This is a genomic window from Arabiibacter massiliensis (assembly GCF_902386925.1).
GTDB classification, from domain to species: Bacteria; Actinomycetota; Coriobacteriia; order Coriobacteriales; family Eggerthellaceae; genus Arabiibacter; species Arabiibacter massiliensis.
In genome coordinates, this window is sequence record NZ_LR698996.1 from 690,875 (window position 1) to 706,647 (window position 15,773).

The following is a 15,773-nucleotide window of genomic DNA, read 5'->3' on the forward strand; positions in this document are numbered from 1 at the left end:
AAGGTCCCCTTCCCGACGGATCCGCCCTCATCGCCGCGAGAGCGAGCGCAGCGTGCGCTCCCCCAGGTCGATGAGCTGCTGGCGGCCGTGCGTGCCCGTTTTCGAATAGATGCGCCGCAGGTGCGTCTCCACCGTGCTCTTGGAGATGAACAGCTCCGCGGCGATGCGCTCCCCCGTGCGCCCCTTGAGCGCGAGCGGCAGCACCTCGCCCTCGCGCTTGGACAGCCCGAACTCGCAGGCGATGGCCGCGCACGCGTCGTCGAAGCGATCGGCCTCGCGCACGATCACCGACAGCGCCCGGAAGTCGCGCTCGGTGAACAGGAACAGGTAGGCGAACAGCGCCGCCAGCCCGGCGAACGCAGCGACGGCGTAGGGCGCCTGGCCCTGCGGCTCGAGAAGCTCGATGCCGTTGCCGAGCACGATGCCCGCGAGCTCCCCCGCGTAGAGCGCCGCGAACCCGCGGGCGAACGACAGCGCCGCGTCCTGCCCGGTGATCTTCGCCATGACCAGGAACAGCGAAACCAGCACGCAGGTGAGGCCCAGATAGCCCGCGAGCACGATGGCCTCGCCCGGTACGCCGAACGCGCCGAGCACCGGCACGAACAGGAAGCCCGCCATCATCACGAGGATGGCCAGGCGGTACACGCCGTCAAGGGGCCCTTCCGCGTCCGCCTCGCCCACCTCCGCGCCGCCCGAGAGCCCGCCTGCGAGCAGCTGCAGGGCCGCGAGGCAGAACACCACGAGCAGAAGCAGCGTCGCCGCGAAGGCGGGCGTCGAGGCCATGCCGGGATCCGACCCGAACGTCTCCATGAATCCGGCGGCCAGGCCGTAGAGCACGGTGCCGGCGATGATCTTCTTCGAGAGCCGCGCCGTCTCGGCCCGCTGCTCGCGCGTGGCCACGAGGTCGCCGAGCCTGAGGACGCCCGAGCCCTCCGCGCGCTCCCCGCGGCCGGGCGCGACGGCCGAGACGAGCCCGCGCAGGGCGAGCGCGCTGCCGAGGGGCAGGAGCTTGAGCGCGGCGAGGGCCCCGGGCACGGGGATGGCCGCGACGGCCAGGCAGATGGCGGCCGCCACGCCGGAGGCCACGAGCACCTCGGGCACGGAGCGCTCGACCGGCCGCCCCCCGAGCGCGCGGCCCCACGCCGCCAGCATGAGCCCCGCGGGCACGCCCACGAGCAGGCTCTCCACCACGATGGCCCCCGCCGCAGCCCCGGCGCCGGCCAGGGAGGGCACGAGCGAGCCGAGCACGAGCAGCCCCGCGTAGCACCACAGAAGCGGCCGGGCCAGAAGCGCATCGCGGGCGCGGGGCGAGGCCGCGCGCAGAAGCGCGAAGGACAGCAGCATGCACGAAAGCGCGCCCAAAAGGTCGGCGCGCTCGAACGCGAAGGCACCCGCCCCCACCGCGCGGTTCTGCCCCAGGTAGAACAGCGAGAAGACGAACCCCTGGTTGCAGGCGAACCCGAGGATCACCCGCAGGGCCCCCTCCTCGCGAAAGCTTCCGGCGCGCAAGCCGAACGGCACGGGCCGCTCCTTCCCCCTCGATCGATTCGTCGTCGACGGCCGCCACGCGCGGCCGCCTCCATGATACCCGAAGCGCCGCCGCACCCGGGCCGATGCGCGCCCATCTCCCCCAAAAGCGCAACCGCCCCCGGCAGGCGTGCCGGGGGCGGTTGCGGGCGCGGGGAGGGAAGGGGTCGCGCCTGGAATAGAGGGAAGGGCTGGATGGTTAGGCGGTCTGCTCGGCCTTCTTGGCCACCTTGACCGTCTTCTTGGGGGCAGCGCGGACGGGCTCGGGCTCGTCCTCGTCCTCGACGTCCTCGACGGCCAGCTCCATGGCCTCCTCGGCCTTGTCGGAGCCCAGGCCCTCGCGCAGGTTCCGCACGGTCTTGCCGAGCGACGCGCCGAGCTTCGGAAGGTTCTTGGGGCCGAAGATGAGCAGGATCACGGCGAGGATGATGAGGAGCTCGGGAACTCCCATGCCTAACAGTTTCATGTGCGCCTCCGTAAAGGTTCCGGGCAGTATCCCTCGTCGGGAGCCGCCGCTTTTCAACGTGGGCACATCATCGCTCGCCGCCGGCCGCCTGGCTATCGTGCAGACGCATGATTTTTCGCGGCCCCGCCTTTTCCTCCTTGTCGTGCAAACGGGGTATGAAATGCGTCTTGCCTGTTCACAGCTCTTCGGCCGCGTAGCCTCCCGCAAGGTGCCCCATCACGCTCGCCATCATGAGCCCGCGCGTCCAGCCGCTCGAGTCGCCCAGGCAGCGCAGGTTGCGCACGCTCGTCTCGAAGCGCGCGTCCATCTTCACTCGGTTGCTGTAGAACTTGAGCTCCGGCGCGTAGAGCAGCGTCTCGGGCGATGCGAAGCCCGGCACCACCTCGTCCACGGCCAGGATGAAGTTGATGATGTTGGTCATCGCGCGGTAGGGCATGGCGGCCGTGATGTCGCCGGCCACGGCGTCGGGCAGCGTGGGCACGACGTTGCCCCGGTCGAGCTCCTTCTTCCACGTGCGCTTGCCGTCCAGGATGTCGCCGAAGCGCTGCACGAGGATGCTGCCGTCGCCGAGCATGTTGGCGAGCTCCCCCACCTTCTGCGCGTAGGCGATGGGCTGGTCGAAGGGCTCTGAGAAGTTGTGCGAGCTCAGGATGGCCAGGTTCGTGTTGGGCGACTTGCGGTCCTTGTAGGAGTGGCCGTTCACCACGGCGAGGCCCCCGTCGTAGTTCTCCTGGCTCACGTAGCCGCCAGGGTTCTGGCAGAACGTGCGCACCTTGTTCTTGAACGGCTTGGGATAGCCGATGAGCTTGCTCTCGTAGAGCACGTCGTTCACCGTCTGCATGATCTCGTTGCGCACCTCGACGCGCACGCCGATGTCCACCGGTCCCGACGAGTGCGCGATGGCGTGCTCGCGGCACATGCGCTCGAGCCAGTCGGCGCCGCGCCGGCCGGTGGCCACCACCGTGCGCCGCGCGTGCAGCTCGAAGGGGCCCTCGGGGCCCTCCGCCGCCACGCCGCGGCAGACGTCGCCCTCCACGAGCACCTGCGTGCACTGGGTGCGGAAGCGCACGTCGACGCCCGATTCCACCAGGTGCCGCTCGATGCGGGCATAGAGGTCGCGGGCGCGCTCGGTGCCCAGGTGTCGCAGGGGGCAGTCCACCAGCTTGAGGCCCGCCTTGATGGCGCGGCGGCGGATGTCGTCCACCTCGGGGCGCGCGCCGGCGCCCTCCACGCGCTCGTCGGCGCCGAAGGCCAGGTAGATGCCGTCCACCTCGCCGATGGCCGTGCGCGCCGCATCCGCGCCGATGAGGTCGGGCAGATCGCCGCCCACTTCGGGCGAGAGCGACAGCTTGCCGTCCGAGAACGCGCCCGCGCCGGAGAATCCGGTGGTGATGCGGCACGGCTCGCAGCCCACGCACCGGCCGACCGAGAGCTTCGGGCAGGAGCGCTCCTCCACGGCCAGCCCCTTGTCGAGCATCGTGATGCGCCCCGGGAAGCCCCGCCTCACCAGCTCGAGCGCGCAGAAGATGCCCGCGGGCCCCGCTCCTACGATGACGATGTCAGTCTCCTGTGCGCCCATGCGCGCCTCCTTGCCGTGTCGCCGCCCGCGCCGATGCGGGCCGATGCCATTGTAGCGCAAGCCCGCGTCAGAGATCCCTCTTGGCATGCAACGGCCAGCCCCCTGCACATGAATCCGGGCTGTATGACGCAAAAACCCCCGACGTGAAAGGCCTGGAGGCGGAAAAGGACGGGCGTCGGCTCCTTGGGAAGGGAGAGCCTTCGCGTTTCCCCAGGTCAGGAAAAACCCAGCTTCCGCAGCGCCCCTCCGATCCTTTCACGTCGGGGATTTTCGTGTCGCGAGAGCTCAAAAGGCGTGCAGTGCGAGGTCGTCGTAGCCTACCGGAAGCCCGAGCTGCCTCCGAAGCTTGAGCTTGCGCGCGTGGTAGTGGGAAACCCTCACCGGCGAGCGCTTGCCGAGGTGCCGCCGGATCGTCTCGGCTATGGCGTCGGTGGCCGCCATGCTGTCCAGCTCGTCGTTCGTGACGCCGATGACGGTCCATCCCATGGAGGCAAGCGCGTTCGCACGCCGCGAGTCGGAGATGCGCATCTTCTCGCCTTCGTGGCGCTCCCGGCTCTGGTACTCTACGTCGAGCTTCGCCTCGGGCCAGCACAAATCGCAGCGGAAGCTCGACTTGCCGGTGAGAGCCCGCGCAGCAGGGCTCGCCATCACCTCGAAGTTCATGTGGGGAATTCCCAAACCGTAGCCGCCGCGCATCATGGGCAGGCCGAGCACGAGGGCCTTCTTGGTCTCCCGGGCCGAGGCGGAGCCGTCGGCCGCGTAGCGCAGGATGCCCGCCATCTTCCCCGAGCCGCGAAGCGACGGGTTGCGCGCTACGAATTCTTCGAGACCCTTAACCGAAGCGAGGGAAGGCACCTGGTAGGCGGGAGGGACGCCGGTCCTTTTGGTTTGGTACGAGCCGCACGCTTCGAAGACGAGCTGCAGAAGATCGATGGCGTCCATAGTCTGGGCCGCATGCACGAGGGCGAGCGCGGCTGAGCCCGTGAGCACGCCGGGAGCGAGCCGATAAAGCGCGCGGCCTTGCAGCGCCAACGAGCACACGTGCGCCGCGGCGGTTCTCGGATAGCACCGCTTCGCAGCGTCGGCGACGAGGATGTGGACGGGACGCTCGATGAGGATGCCGGGATGCATCGCTTCGAGCCGCTCGACAACCTCTCCAAGGTCTGAGGCGGTGGGCGCGCTGGCCGGCAGCGCGTGCGATCCTCGACGCAACAAGGTGCGGGCGGCCGGATCCGCCGTGCGCAGGATTTGAAGCGCGGTCCGATGCCCGAAGCACGCCGTCGGCGCGCTCATGCGAATCGCCCCTGGCTGCGCGCGTTGAAATCAGGTTGATAGACGAACGAAGGCATAAGACCCCCTTTGAGCCCTGGGCTTCAGAGGATCTTGCGAGCGTGGGAGGGGAAACGCGGGCACGGTTTCCACAATGGGCCGCTTCGGGGAAGGGCGCTCGCACTGACTCTTCGTTGCCGTCATTCTAGCACGCGAAATCAGCTCCGCCAACACGAAAACCCCCGACGTGAAAGCTCCGGGGGTGTTTCGAGCCGCCTTCGTCGCCGCGTTTCCCTGCACGCCTCGGCGTTTGCCCAGCTCGCCGTTTTCACGGTCGCCGGAGCCTACTCGAAATCCTTTCACGTCGAGGATTTTCGTGCAGAGGCGGCCCGATTCGCGTGCAGCGCGGCGCGTCAGCCGGCGATGCGCTCGGGGCAGGAGAGCACGCGCAGGGCGCCCTCGCGGCAGTGGGACACGAGGGTGACGCCGAGCGCGGCGGCGCGCCGTGCCGCCTCGTCGGTGGCGGACTTGCGGCTCACCAGCACGGGGCAGCCCGCGCGGTGCGCCTTGAGGGCCATCTCGCAGCTGATGCGCCCGGTGATGAACAGGGCCTTGTCGCGCACGTCCACGCGGTCGAGCCACGCCTGGCCGACGAGCTTGTCCATGGCGTTGTGCCGCCCGATGTCCTCGCGCACGAGCAGAAGCCCGCCCTCCCCCGACGCGGCCAGGCCGCAGCCGTGCACGCACTCGCCGGTGTTGCGGCGCGGGCTGCGCTCGCAGAGCTCCTCCATGCACGAGAGCAGCGCGTCGGCGTCGAACACGGCATCCGTCTCGAGCCGCGCAGGCTCCCCCACGCGTGCGGCCGAAAGCAGCGCCGACTGGGCGCAGCCGGCCGAGGTCACGCGGTGCAGCGGCACGTAGCCCGTCTCGGCCCGCTCGCCGGAAGCCACGCGCACCTCGGAGCGCTCGGAGTCGGCCTCCACGTGCACGAGGCTCTCGCGGTCGGCGATGAGCCCCTCGGACAAGAGGTAGCCCACCGCGAGCTCGGCCAGCCCGTAGGGGCTGCCCTGGCTCACGGCCACGGGAACGTCGTTCAGGAAGATGCGGATGGGCCGCTCGGCCGTCTCGGCCGGCGCGGGCGCGCAGAACTCGACGCGGGCCATGGCGCTCACCCCTGCGAGGCGCGGGCGTCGGCCGCCGCGCGGCGGTAGGCCACGAGGTCGAGCTTGGCCATGACCACGTCCTCCACCTCGTAGGCGAAGGGCGCGAGGGCGTCCTGCTGGTAGACCGTGCGCACGTAGCCGCCGCACTCGTCGCACGTGGCCAGGCGGTGCGCCTCGTCGCCCTCCAGATTGAAGTAGTGCAGGTGCCCCTGGTTCTGCGTGCCGCAGCGGCCGCAGCGCACGCGCTCGAACGGCCACGCGCTGCCGCACTGCGCGCACCACAGCTCCTTGCCGCCGCCCTGCGCCACGTCGGCCGCGCCTACGCGGGCGAGCGCGGCGGGGGCTCCGCAGACGGGGCAGCGCACGGGCTTGGGGTCGTTCGCGCACGCCTTCTCGCGCGCGGCGGCCACGGAGGCGGCCGCGCCGTCGAGGAGCGCCCGCAACGCGAGCGTGGCGGCCATCGCGCCCACCTGCGCCGCGTCATCTGACATGCCGTCGTCGGCGAGCAGCCCCTCGAAGGCCTCCACGTAGGCCGCCGGGTCGCCGCCGGCCAGCTCGAGCGGGCTCGCGGCCACGATGCGATCCCACTTCGTGCGCGCGAGCGCCTCGTTCACCGAGTCGGCGAAGCCGCCGTGCTCGGCCAGCACGCCTGCCAGCGCCTCGAGGGCCCCCGCGAGCGCGTCGGCCCCGACGGCGACGGGCGCATGCGCGAGCACGGCCTCGCCCGCGCGGCCCCAGGCCCGCAGGTCGTCGTCGGCGGGCACGTCGTAGGCGGGTGCGGACTCGCGGGCCGCGGCGTCCTGGACGGCCCACAGCTCGCGGAAGAAGGCGAGCCGCGCGTTGTCCGCGTCGTCGAGCTGCGGGCGGTACGCGGCCAGGGCCGCATCGATTGCTTTGAGGTTCATGGGCGTTCCTTCTCGTAGGTCGTTTGTCATCCTGGGCGGAGGCCGTGGGCTTTCCGGCTGGCGCCGCGGGGGATCCTTCGACTCCGCGCTGCGCGCTCCGCTCAGGATGACAAAAGGTGGTCGCTGCGCGCTCCGCTCAGGATGACAAACCGTGCGCCCCGCCACCGCGGCGGGGCGCACGGTCGTCTCTCTTACTTCTTCTTCTCGATCACGTGCTCGCCGGTGGCGATCTCCTCGCGGGCCCAGTGGCCCCAGTGGTACAGAGCGTCGGACTCGGAGACGGTGCCGTCGCCGAACATGAGCTTGTACGTGCCGCGGTAGGGCTGGAAGATGCCCGCGCCCAGGAAGATGTGCGCGAGCGCGAACACCGCGATCAGCAGGAAGCCCACGTCATGCAGGAACAGGAACACGCCCTGCGCCGCGCCGAAATCGGCCACGGTGGTGCCCAGAAGGAGCAGCACGCCCGTGATGCCCATGAGGCCGCCCGCGAACCACAGCATGCCGTCGGCGAAGCGCTGACCGCTCTTCACCTCATGCTGGTCGGGCATGTGGATCCACTTGGCCATGAACAGGTACGGGAAGAACAGGATCATCCACTTCTTGTCGTCGGAGTCCCACTTCGCGAACAGGTTCTTGAAGATGTGGGCCACGCCCTTCGGCGCCATGATGGCGCTCACGATGGGCACCGCCACGAACACGACGCCCAGCACGCGGTGCGACATGCGGATGAGCCACACCGTGTCCGGCCCGACCGCCGCGGCCAGCGCCGGCACGAACACGAACAGGCCCGAGATAGCCAGCAGGATGCACGCGATGATGGTCACGTCGTGCGTGATGCGGGCCTGCAGCGAATGCCGCTTGATGTAGCGCTCGGCGCCGCCCTTGGCCATCTGCTCCAAGAACGCCTTGTTGTCGGCGGCCTCCTGGGCCGGCACCTTGACGGGTCCCCTATTCATCGCGGCCTCCCTTCTTTCCCGGAAGGTTCTCGAAGATGTGCTCCTTCACCGATTCGTCGTCCTGGCCGTCGCCGTGCTTCACGACCTCGCCGGTGTCGACGTCGATCGTGTCCTCGGTGGCCGGGTTGTAGGCCAGCTTGTCGCGCTTGTAGCCGAGTCCCAGGACGAACATGGCGGCGAGGCCCGCCACGGTGACGCCCGTGGCCACCGCCGTGACCGGCTTCATGATCTGCGTGAGGCCGACGATGGGGTTCACCTGCGGGTTCTCCACCTGGCCATGCGCGGCCACGCCGTGCTTGAGCACCTGGATCACATGCAGGCCGCCCACTTCCTCCTCGCCGAAGAGCGCGGCGTCGGCGTAGCCCTTGCCCTTGAGGTATTCCACGCGCTCCCGCGCGATGGCCAGCATCTCGTCGCGGTCGCCGAACTTGAGGGCGCCGGGCTGGCAGGTGGTCACGCACGCCGGCGCGAGCCCCTGCTCCACGCGGTCCGGGCAGCCGGTGCACTTGTTCATGCGCCCGTTGTCGGCCCGGTAGCGCGGCACGTCGAACGGGCAGGCCGTCGCGCAGTACTTGCAGCCGATGCACTTGGACTCGTCGATCACCACGAGCCCGGTCTCCTCGTTCTTGGTTATGGCGTTCGGCGGGCAGATCTGCGAGCAGGGGGCGTCGCCGCAGTGCTGGCACGAGCGGCGCCCGAAGGCCCACATCACGCCCTTGTCGCCGCCGGCCTCCTCGTTGAAGCTGATGAGGAGCCGGGTGTCGCCGCCGAGGTCCATCGGGCTCTGATACGACCCCGTGAACGGGTTCGCGTTCTTCTCCAAAGGCGACGGCAGGCTGTTCCACGTCTTGCAGGACACCTGGCAGCCGCGGCACGCCGAGCAGCGGGAGGAGTCGAAGAGTATCGCTTTCTCAGTCATCTTCCGCACCTCCCCTCTAAGCCTTCTCGACGTTCACGAGGAACGCCTTGAACTCGGGCACCTGGCAGTTCGGATCGCCCACGTTGGGCGGCAGGTCGTTCACGATGTCGCCGGTGGCGAACTTGCCCGCCCAGCCGAAGTGGTGCGTCATGCCCACCTGGTGCACCGTCTCGCCGTTCACCGTGAAGGGCTTGAAGCGCGGCGTGACCAGGGCATGAACCTTCACCGACCCGCGGTTGTTGAACACGCGCACCAAGTCGCCGTTCTCGATGCCCTTCTCGGCGGCAAGCTCGCGCGACATCTCCACGAACTGCTCGGGCATGGCCTCGACGAGCGCGGGGCACGAGCGCGTCTGACTGCCCGTCTGCCACTGCTCGGTGACCGAGTAGGTGGTCACCGCGATGGGGAACTCGGAGCGGTCGGCGCGCTTGACCGAGTCGAACTCGGCGAAGCGGATGCACGGCGAGTTCTGGCGGCCGTTCATCTGGTTGTCCGCCGGGCTCTCGAAGGGCTCGTAGTGCTCAGGCAGCGGCGCATCACCCATGGCGTAGCTCTCGAGGCGCGCGTTCTGCTCCCAGAGCATCATGAACGCCTTGTTGTTGGGCGGCGTGGGCGTGCCGTCGGCCGCGGCTGTGCCGAAGTCGGCCACGTCCACCTGCTCCCACTTCTCGCCGTTCCATTCGACCAGCTTGCGCGCAGGGTTCCACGGTTTGCCCGCCATGTCGGCCGAGGCGCGATTGTAGATGATGCGGCGGTTGAGCGGCCAGCAGAACGAGAAGTCCGAGAACAGGCCGATGCCCGACTTATCCTCCGTCGAGCGGCGGGCGCAGGGCTGCACGGCGGGGTCGAGCGCGTCGTCGTTGTTGGCGTAGAAGCCGGTGTAGATCCACATGGCGCACGCCGTGGAGCCGTCGGCCTGCAGGTTGCCGAACGTCTTGAGCAGGTCGGGCGCGCCCTTCTCGAAGCCGCCCTCCTCGTAGTTGTAGCCGTTCAAGGCCCAGGCCACGGGGCGCGGGTCGATCTTTCCGTCCACGTAGTAGTCCCACTTCGTGTTCACGACGGGCTCGGGGACGGCGCCGCCCTCCTTCTCGTACAGGTCGACGATCTCGGTCCACAGAAGGTCGCAGATCTCGTAGTCGGGCTTGGACTCGTCCCACGGCTCGACGGCCTGGGTGCGCCACTGCAGCCAGCGGCCCGAGTTGGCGATGGAGCCCTCCTTCTCGTAGATGAGCGCGGCCGGCAGGAAGTACACCGTGGTGTCGATCTGCGACGCGTCCATGTCCGGCGCCTGCCAGAAGCTCGCGGACTCGGTGATCACCCAGTCGGCCACCACGAGCCAGTCGAGGTTGGCCATCGCGCGGCGCACGTTGGAGGCGTTGGGCGCGGAGTGGGCCGGGTTCATGCCCCAGTTGAAGTAGCCCTTGATGACGCCCTGGCTCATGAGCTCGAACGAGCCGATGATGGTGTAGTCGGGCGACTTGGGAACCTTCGGCCACCAGTCGTAGCCGTAGTCGTTCTCGGCCGTGGCGGCGTCGCCGAACCACTCCTTGAGCGCGCTCACCAGGAACTTCGGCTTGTTGGTGTAGTAGCCGTCGGCGTAGGTCTCCTTCTCGCACCACGCGGCGATGGAGGGCGTGCCGTATTCGGTCGGCCAGTTGAGGTAGCCGGGCTGCGTGGCCACCAGCATGCCCATGTCCGTGGCGCCCTGCACGTTGGGCTCGCCGCGCAGCGCGTTCACGCCGCCGCCGGCCAGGCCGACGTTGCCCAGCAGCAGCTGCAGGATGGCCATGGAGCGGCAGTTCTGCGCGCCGTAGTGGTGCTGCGTCTGGCCGAGGGCGTAGAGGATGGTGCCGGACTTGTCGGGCGCGCCGGTGGACGCGTAGGTGGCGTACACCTTCTCGAGCAGGCCCTTGTCCATGCCGCACACGCTTGCCACGGCGTCGAGCGTGTAGCGCGAGTAGTGCTTCTTCATCTGCTGGAACACGCACATCGGGTCGGCGAGCGTGGGATCCTTCTTGGGCACCTTGAGCTTGGGGGGCGTGAACTCGGGCACGCCGGGCTTCGCGGCCCACGCGTACGCGCCGCCCTCGGAGGTGTCCCACTCCTTGACCTCCTCCACCTGGTACTGCCAGGTGGCGTTGTCGTAGGAGGCCGTCTTGTCGTCGTAGCCGGAGAAGATGCCCTCGTGCACGTCGAAGGAGTACTCCTCGTTGAGCAGGTAGGAGGCGTTCGTGTAGTTGAGCACGTACTCATGCTGCCACAGGTCGTTCTCGATGATGTAGTTGAACAGGCCGCCGTAGAACGCGATGTCGGTGCCCGAGCGGATGGGGCAGTAGATGTCCGCCATCTCGGCCGAGCGCGTGTAGCGCGGGTCGACCACGATCCACGTCGCGCCCTTGTCGAGGGCCTTCTGCACCCATTTCGCCGAGACGGGATGGTTCTCGACGTTGTTGGAGCCGATGGTCATGATGACGTCGGCGTTTTGGAAGTCGCACCAATGGCTCGTCATGGAGCCGCGACCGAACGATGCTGCCAGACCGGCAACGGTGGGGCTGTGTCAAACACGCGCCTGGTTGTCGATGGCGATCACGCCGAGCGAGCGCATCATCTTGGTGATGAGGTACTCCTCCTCGCAGTTCTGCTGGCTGCCGCCGAGGCTCGCGATGCCGGGGCAACGGTTCACCGTGATGCCGTTCGACACGGCCTCGAACGTGGCGTCGCGGGTGTCCTTCACCTTGCGGGCGATCTCCTTGACGGCGTCGTCCCAGGTGATGGGCTCCCACTCCGTCCCGCCGGGACGGCGGACGAGCGGCTTGGTGGTGCGGTTGGGGTTCTTGATGATCTCTCGCGTCTCCGGGTCCACGACGTTGCGCAGCTGGAACATGGTGGCGCCCTTCGGGCACAGGCCGCCCTCGTTGATGGGGTGGTCCGGGTCGCCTTCGATGTTCACCAGCTCGCCGTCGCGCGTGGAGCAGATCACGCCGCATCCGCCCGAGCAGTAGCAGCAGATGTTGGTGTGCTCCTCGGTGTTCACGAGCTTCCAGTCGGACGCCGGCTCGATGGCGAGCGCCTCCGACTGTGAGGACAGCTCGAACGCCACGGACGTGGCGAACGCTGCGCCGGCGGCTTTGAAGAAGCCCCTGCGTGACAGGTTCATGTCCTCGATCTCCTTTCCTCTCGTCCATTGGGGAGCATGCATTCGGATCGCGCGGGGGACGGAAGCGGCGCGTCGAGGGCATGGGAGGCGTGCCGCGCGTCCATGGCGATCCGGCCCGCATGGGGGCCGCCGAGCGGCAGCCCTCCGCCGCCTGACGGGCGTGATCGTACCATCGGGGCTCCTGAGCGGAGAGACGTTATCCGGCGAGCGGCTGATATTCGATCAACGGGACGGGAAGGTGCGGCGGTTTGAGCCGGCGAACGGCGTTCAGCGCCTTCACCGCTCTGATCAGGGACGATAAACTCACAAACCGACGAACGGCCGAAAAGCGGGGCGAGCGGCGCCGGCGGCCCTACAGCTCTTCGATGACCTTCGCCGAAACCACGTTGCTCGGCGAGACGAGGATGGCACCCACCTTGCCCGCCTCGGGCGCGCTCACGTAGAACGTGCCGTCGATCGTCTCCCCCATGACGAAGAGCCCCTCATCCTGGAGCGACACGACGATGTCGATGCCCGCCGCCTCCTCGACGTAGGCCTTGTCGGCGACGACGGCCACGACGAAGTCCACCTTGTGCTCGTCGAAGTAGGCGACCATGCGCTTGAGGGCGCGCGGCGTGAGCGGCTCCTCGGCGCTGAACACGCCGAAGCGCCGGCCGCCCTTCTTGAGGATGGAGCCCTCCTCGTAGGCCGAGGGATCGAGCGTGTCGAGGAGGAGCACGGAGGCGGCCTTCTCCTCGTAGCTCGCCACGACGTCGGCGGGGTCGAGGGGCTCGGGGAGCTTCTCGGCGGGTGCCGCAGGGGCCGCGGGTTCGGCATCGTCCTCGTCGATCGGCTCGACGGGCGTCTGCTCGGTGCCGGCGTACACGATGGCCGTGTAGCCGTCCATGCTGCCGAACGTGTCGTCGATGTTCGAGGCCGCCACGTTCCAGGAATGGCCCGCGAACAGGTACCATCCCAGCCCGCACAGGCTCAGCACGATGAGGCCGGCGAACACCGCCAAAGCTATTTTCTCGCGAGATCGGGAAGACATAGTGCACGCATTATACCGCGCGCCCGCACGCTCAAGCCCCGCCCGCCCAAGCGACAGAATTTCGACAGGAAGCCGAAGGACCGCGTGCCATCCTGAGCGGAGCGAAGCCCCCTTGTCATCCTGAGCGGAGCGAAGCCCCCCTTGTCATCCTGAGCGAGCGAAGCCCCCCCCCTTGTCATCCTGAGCGAGCGAAGCGAGTCGAAGGATCCCCCGCGGCGCCAGCAGGAAGCGCCACGGCTGTCGCCGCGCGGGATCCTTCGACTCCGCGGCTTCGCCGCTCCGCTCAGGATGACAAGCGACACGGCCTTCGGCCTCCGCAACCCGATTGTGGGTCAAAAGGGGAATCAGCACAGATGTTTCACGTGAAACATTTGATGACTGGTAAGGTCATTGACGCTCTGAGCGGCAGCGCTTCAGACCAGCTTCTCGTAGGCGATGCGGTCGGGCGTGGCCTCCTCGGCGTGGGCGATGTAGATGGTGCCGCATTCCGTGTAGCCGCGCTTTTCCAGCAGCCGGCGCATGGGCGCGTTGCCGGGATGCGTGTCCACGCGCACGCTCGCCCGTCCGCGCTCCCGGGCGAGCTGCTCGGCGCGCTCGAGCAGAAGCGACGCCGCCCCGCGCCCGCGGCACGCCGAGGACACGGCCACGCGGTGCACCACGCCGTAGCGCGGGTCGTCCGAAGTCCCGGCGGTGAGCCAGGCGCCGCGCTCGATGCGGTCGTAGTCGCGCTCGCCGGAGAAGCCCACCATGGCGGTGGCCACGATGCGGCCCCCGTCGTCCTCGACGAGGTAGGAGTCGCCCGCGGCCACGTCGCCTTCGATCGCCTCGCGATGGGGGTAGCCCCCCTGCCACTGGTCGATGCCGAGCGCGCCGAGCGAGGCGCGCCCTTCGGCGAGCACGTCCATGACGCGGTCGATGTCCTTTTCGCTGGTTCTGCGGAATCGCACGGGTTCGGTTCGCTTTCTTCTCATGACGGACGATGGCGCCGGCGCGGCTACCAGGCGCGCTCGTACACGGCGCGCCGCTTCGCGCGGCCGAGGCTCGGCTTGATCTCGATGTCGCCGCAGAAGGCGTAGCCGTAGTCTTCGAGCAGCGCGCGGATGGGGGCGTTCTCCCTGTACACGTCGGCGCGGATGCTCTTGAGCCCCGCGTCGCGCGCGATGCGCTCGGCGGTGCCGAGGATGTAGCCGCCCACGCCGCGCCGCCGGGCGTCCTCGGCGACGGTCACCCAGTGCAGCGCCCCGTACGTCGGCTCGCCCTCAGGCGGCTCGGGCGACTCGGTGAGCCATCGCGCGCCGCTGGCCTGCGCATACGCAGGATCGCCCTGCGGGTTGAGCGCGAACATGCCGATGATGCGGCCCCTGTCCCGCTCCTCCGCCCCGTCGGCGTCGGCGCGATGGGACACCACGACGTAGGTCTTCCCCGCATCGATGGAGCGCATAAGGCGGCGCGCCGAGGGGTACTTCTTGACGCCCTCCCTGATGCCGAGCGCGGCCATGGCGCGGTGCCCGTCGGCGAGCAGCTCCTTGGCGCGCTTGAAATCCTCGCGCGTGGCGCGGCGGGCGCGATAGTACCCCAGCTCGGTGGCGCGGCCCTGGAAGGGCGGCAGGTCGCACGCCGCGCCGTCGTAGGCCGCGGCGCCGCGCGCGGGTTCCTCGCCGCGCTGGGTGACGAGGAACATCATGACGATGATCATGCCGATGCCCACGAGGTCCACCGGCCCCACCGGGGTGCCCAGCCACACGGCCGAGATGACCGTGGCCGACACCGGTTCCACGCAGCCCACGAGTCCCGCGCGCACGGGCCCCGCGTCGGTGATGCCCTGCAGGTAGAACAGGTACGCCGCGAACGTGCCCACGAGCACCATGGCGCCCATGACGAAGGCCAGGTCGGGCGTGAGGCTCACCGAGATCGTCCACGGCTGCACGGCCGCGGTGGCCACGACGCCGCCGATGAGCATGGCCAGCCCCGTCACGATGAAGCTGCCCCATTTCTCGAGCACCTTGCCGGGGATGAGCGTGTAGCACGCGAGCGCGAACGCCGAGACGAGGCCCCAGAACAGCCCCTCGGCCGGGATGGCGAGCGAGCTGAAGTTGCCCTTCGTGGCGATGAGCACCGTGCCCGCGATGGCCAGCACGAGCCCCGCCGCCTCGCGGACCTTCGGCAGGCGGCGCATGCGCACGCACACGAACAGCATGATGAGCACGAGGCCGAGGCGCTCGAGCACGGTGCCGGTGCCGGCGTTGGTGAAGGCGATGGCCGTGAGGTAGCTCACCTGCGTGAGCAGCACGCCTAGGAGCGAGAACGCCGCGATGCGGGCGAGCGAGCGCTTGTCGCGCAGGGCGGCCAGCAGGTTGCGCGGCTCGCGGATGACGCACACGACGAGGAAGATGACGGCCGCCAGAAGCAGGCGCACGCAGGTGATCCACGCCACCGGCACGCCGTATCCGCTGGTCATGAGCTGGGCGCACGTGCCCGAGAACCCCCAGCACACTCCGCCGAGCGCCGCGAACACGATGCCGCGCGCCACGTGCCCGCCCGGCGCCTTCGCGGGCGCGCCCTCCCCTGCCGGGGCCGTCCCCATCGCCTCCTGGGCCATGCCGTCCTCCTCTCGTTTCGCCTCGCGCGCCGCCCTCGGGACGCGCGCCTCTTACAGCGCATCAGGGAATTGTCGCACGTCCGACCGCGCCGGTAAAGGTGTTTCGGCCGGGTTTCGCCCAAGTTTTGCGCAGCCGCTCAAAACACCATGTCGTAAGGCGAGCGACGGGGGCCGGAAGCCCGCCTGCGAGCCGGGCCGCGCCG

Annotated in this window: 12 protein-coding genes; all 12 read right to left on the reverse strand. The window is 69.1% G+C overall.

Going from position 1 to position 15,773, the window contains the following annotated elements; translation table 11 throughout:
• Positions 1 to 27: 27 nt before the first annotated feature.
• The 12 genes from FX134_RS02985 to FX134_RS03040 all read right to left on the reverse strand — a co-directional run bounded on the left by FX134_RS02985 (position 28) and on the right by FX134_RS03040 (position 15,570).
• Positions 28 to 1,521, reverse strand: a complete 1,494-nt coding sequence (locus tag FX134_RS02985; protein WP_080797475.1) for a helix-turn-helix transcriptional regulator — start codon at positions 1,519 to 1,521, stop codon at positions 28 to 30.
• Positions 1,522 to 1,726: 205 nt separating this feature from the next.
• Positions 1,727 to 1,993 carry a twin-arginine translocase TatA/TatE family subunit gene (gene tatA, locus FX134_RS02990; RefSeq protein WP_080797476.1) on the reverse strand — a complete coding sequence of 89 codons (267 nt, stop codon included), beginning with the start codon at positions 1,991 to 1,993 and terminating at the stop codon, positions 1,727 to 1,729.
• Between the two features lie 175 nt (positions 1,994 to 2,168).
• Positions 2,169 to 3,572: an NAD(P)/FAD-dependent oxidoreductase gene (locus tag FX134_RS02995; protein ID WP_080797477.1), complete on the reverse strand. Its 1,404-nt coding sequence runs from the start codon at positions 3,570 to 3,572 to the stop codon at positions 2,169 to 2,171.
• Positions 3,573 to 3,857: 285 nt separating this feature from the next.
• Positions 3,858 to 4,865, reverse strand: coding sequence for a DUF559 domain-containing protein (locus FX134_RS03000; RefSeq protein WP_080797478.1), 1,008 nt, complete (start codon positions 4,863 to 4,865; stop codon positions 3,858 to 3,860).
• Between the two features lie 389 nt (positions 4,866 to 5,254).
• Complete coding sequence (locus tag FX134_RS03005) at positions 5,255 to 6,004, reverse strand: formate dehydrogenase accessory sulfurtransferase FdhD (protein ID WP_080797479.1); 750 nt, start codon at positions 6,002 to 6,004, stop codon at positions 5,255 to 5,257.
• A gap of 5 nt (positions 6,005 to 6,009) precedes the next feature.
• A complete protein-coding gene (locus FX134_RS03010) occupies positions 6,010 to 6,909 on the reverse strand; it encodes a formate dehydrogenase accessory protein FdhE (protein WP_080797480.1) in 900 nt (299 codons plus the stop codon).
• A gap of 191 nt (positions 6,910 to 7,100) precedes the next feature.
• The gene (locus FX134_RS03015; protein WP_080797481.1) at positions 7,101 to 7,865 is read right to left on the reverse strand and encodes a cytochrome b/b6 domain-containing protein; all 765 of its coding nucleotides are present in this window, start codon (positions 7,863 to 7,865) and stop codon (positions 7,101 to 7,103) included.
• Entirely contained in the window at positions 7,858 to 8,784 is a 927-nt protein-coding gene (locus tag FX134_RS03020; protein WP_080797482.1) for a 4Fe-4S dicluster domain-containing protein, read from the reverse strand. The genes FX134_RS03015 and FX134_RS03020 overlap by 8 nt, the downstream gene beginning before the upstream one ends.
• A gap of 16 nt (positions 8,785 to 8,800) precedes the next feature.
• Entirely contained in the window at positions 8,801 to 11,941 is a 3,141-nt protein-coding gene (locus FX134_RS03025; RefSeq protein WP_143412119.1) for a molybdopterin-dependent oxidoreductase, read from the reverse strand.
• Between the two features lie 352 nt (positions 11,942 to 12,293).
• On the reverse strand, positions 12,294 to 12,935 hold the full coding sequence (locus FX134_RS03030; protein WP_232050985.1) for an alcohol dehydrogenase: 642 nt from the start codon (positions 12,933 to 12,935) through the stop codon (positions 12,294 to 12,296).
• Between the two features lie 449 nt (positions 12,936 to 13,384).
• Entirely contained in the window at positions 13,385 to 13,918 is a 534-nt protein-coding gene (locus FX134_RS03035) for a GNAT family N-acetyltransferase (RefSeq protein WP_080797486.1), read from the reverse strand.
• Positions 13,919 to 13,965: 47 nt separating this feature from the next.
• Positions 13,966 to 15,570 carry a GNAT family N-acetyltransferase gene (locus FX134_RS03040; protein ID WP_407641813.1) on the reverse strand — a complete coding sequence of 535 codons (1,605 nt, stop codon included), beginning with the start codon at positions 15,568 to 15,570 and terminating at the stop codon, positions 13,966 to 13,968.
• Positions 15,571 to 15,773: the final 203 nt, after the last annotated feature.

Bases quoted from the DNA above. Each gene is read 5' to 3' on its own strand.
- FX134_RS03015 (WP_080797481.1), bottom strand. From the start codon at position 7,865: ATGAATAGGGGACCCGTCAAGGTGCCGGCCCAGGAGGCCGCCGACAAC.
- tatA (WP_080797476.1), bottom strand. From the start codon at position 1,993: ATGAAACTGTTAGGCATGGGAGTTCCCGAGCTCCTCATCATCCTCGCC.
- FX134_RS03040 (WP_407641813.1), bottom strand. From the start codon at position 15,570: ATGGCCCAGGAGGCGATGGGGACGGCCCCGGCAGGGGAGGGCGCGCCC.
- FX134_RS02995 (WP_080797477.1), bottom strand. From the start codon at position 3,572: ATGGGCGCACAGGAGACTGACATCGTCATCGTAGGAGCGGGGCCCGCG.
- FX134_RS03005 (WP_080797479.1), bottom strand. From the start codon at position 6,004: ATGGCCCGCGTCGAGTTCTGCGCGCCCGCGCCGGCCGAGACGGCCGAG.
- FX134_RS03010 (WP_080797480.1), bottom strand. From the start codon at position 6,909: ATGAACCTCAAAGCAATCGATGCGGCCCTGGCCGCGTACCGCCCGCAG.
- FX134_RS03000 (WP_080797478.1), bottom strand. From the start codon at position 4,865: ATGAGCGCGCCGACGGCGTGCTTCGGGCATCGGACCGCGCTTCAAATC.
- FX134_RS03020 (WP_080797482.1), bottom strand. From the start codon at position 8,784: ATGACTGAGAAAGCGATACTCTTCGACTCCTCCCGCTGCTCGGCGTGC.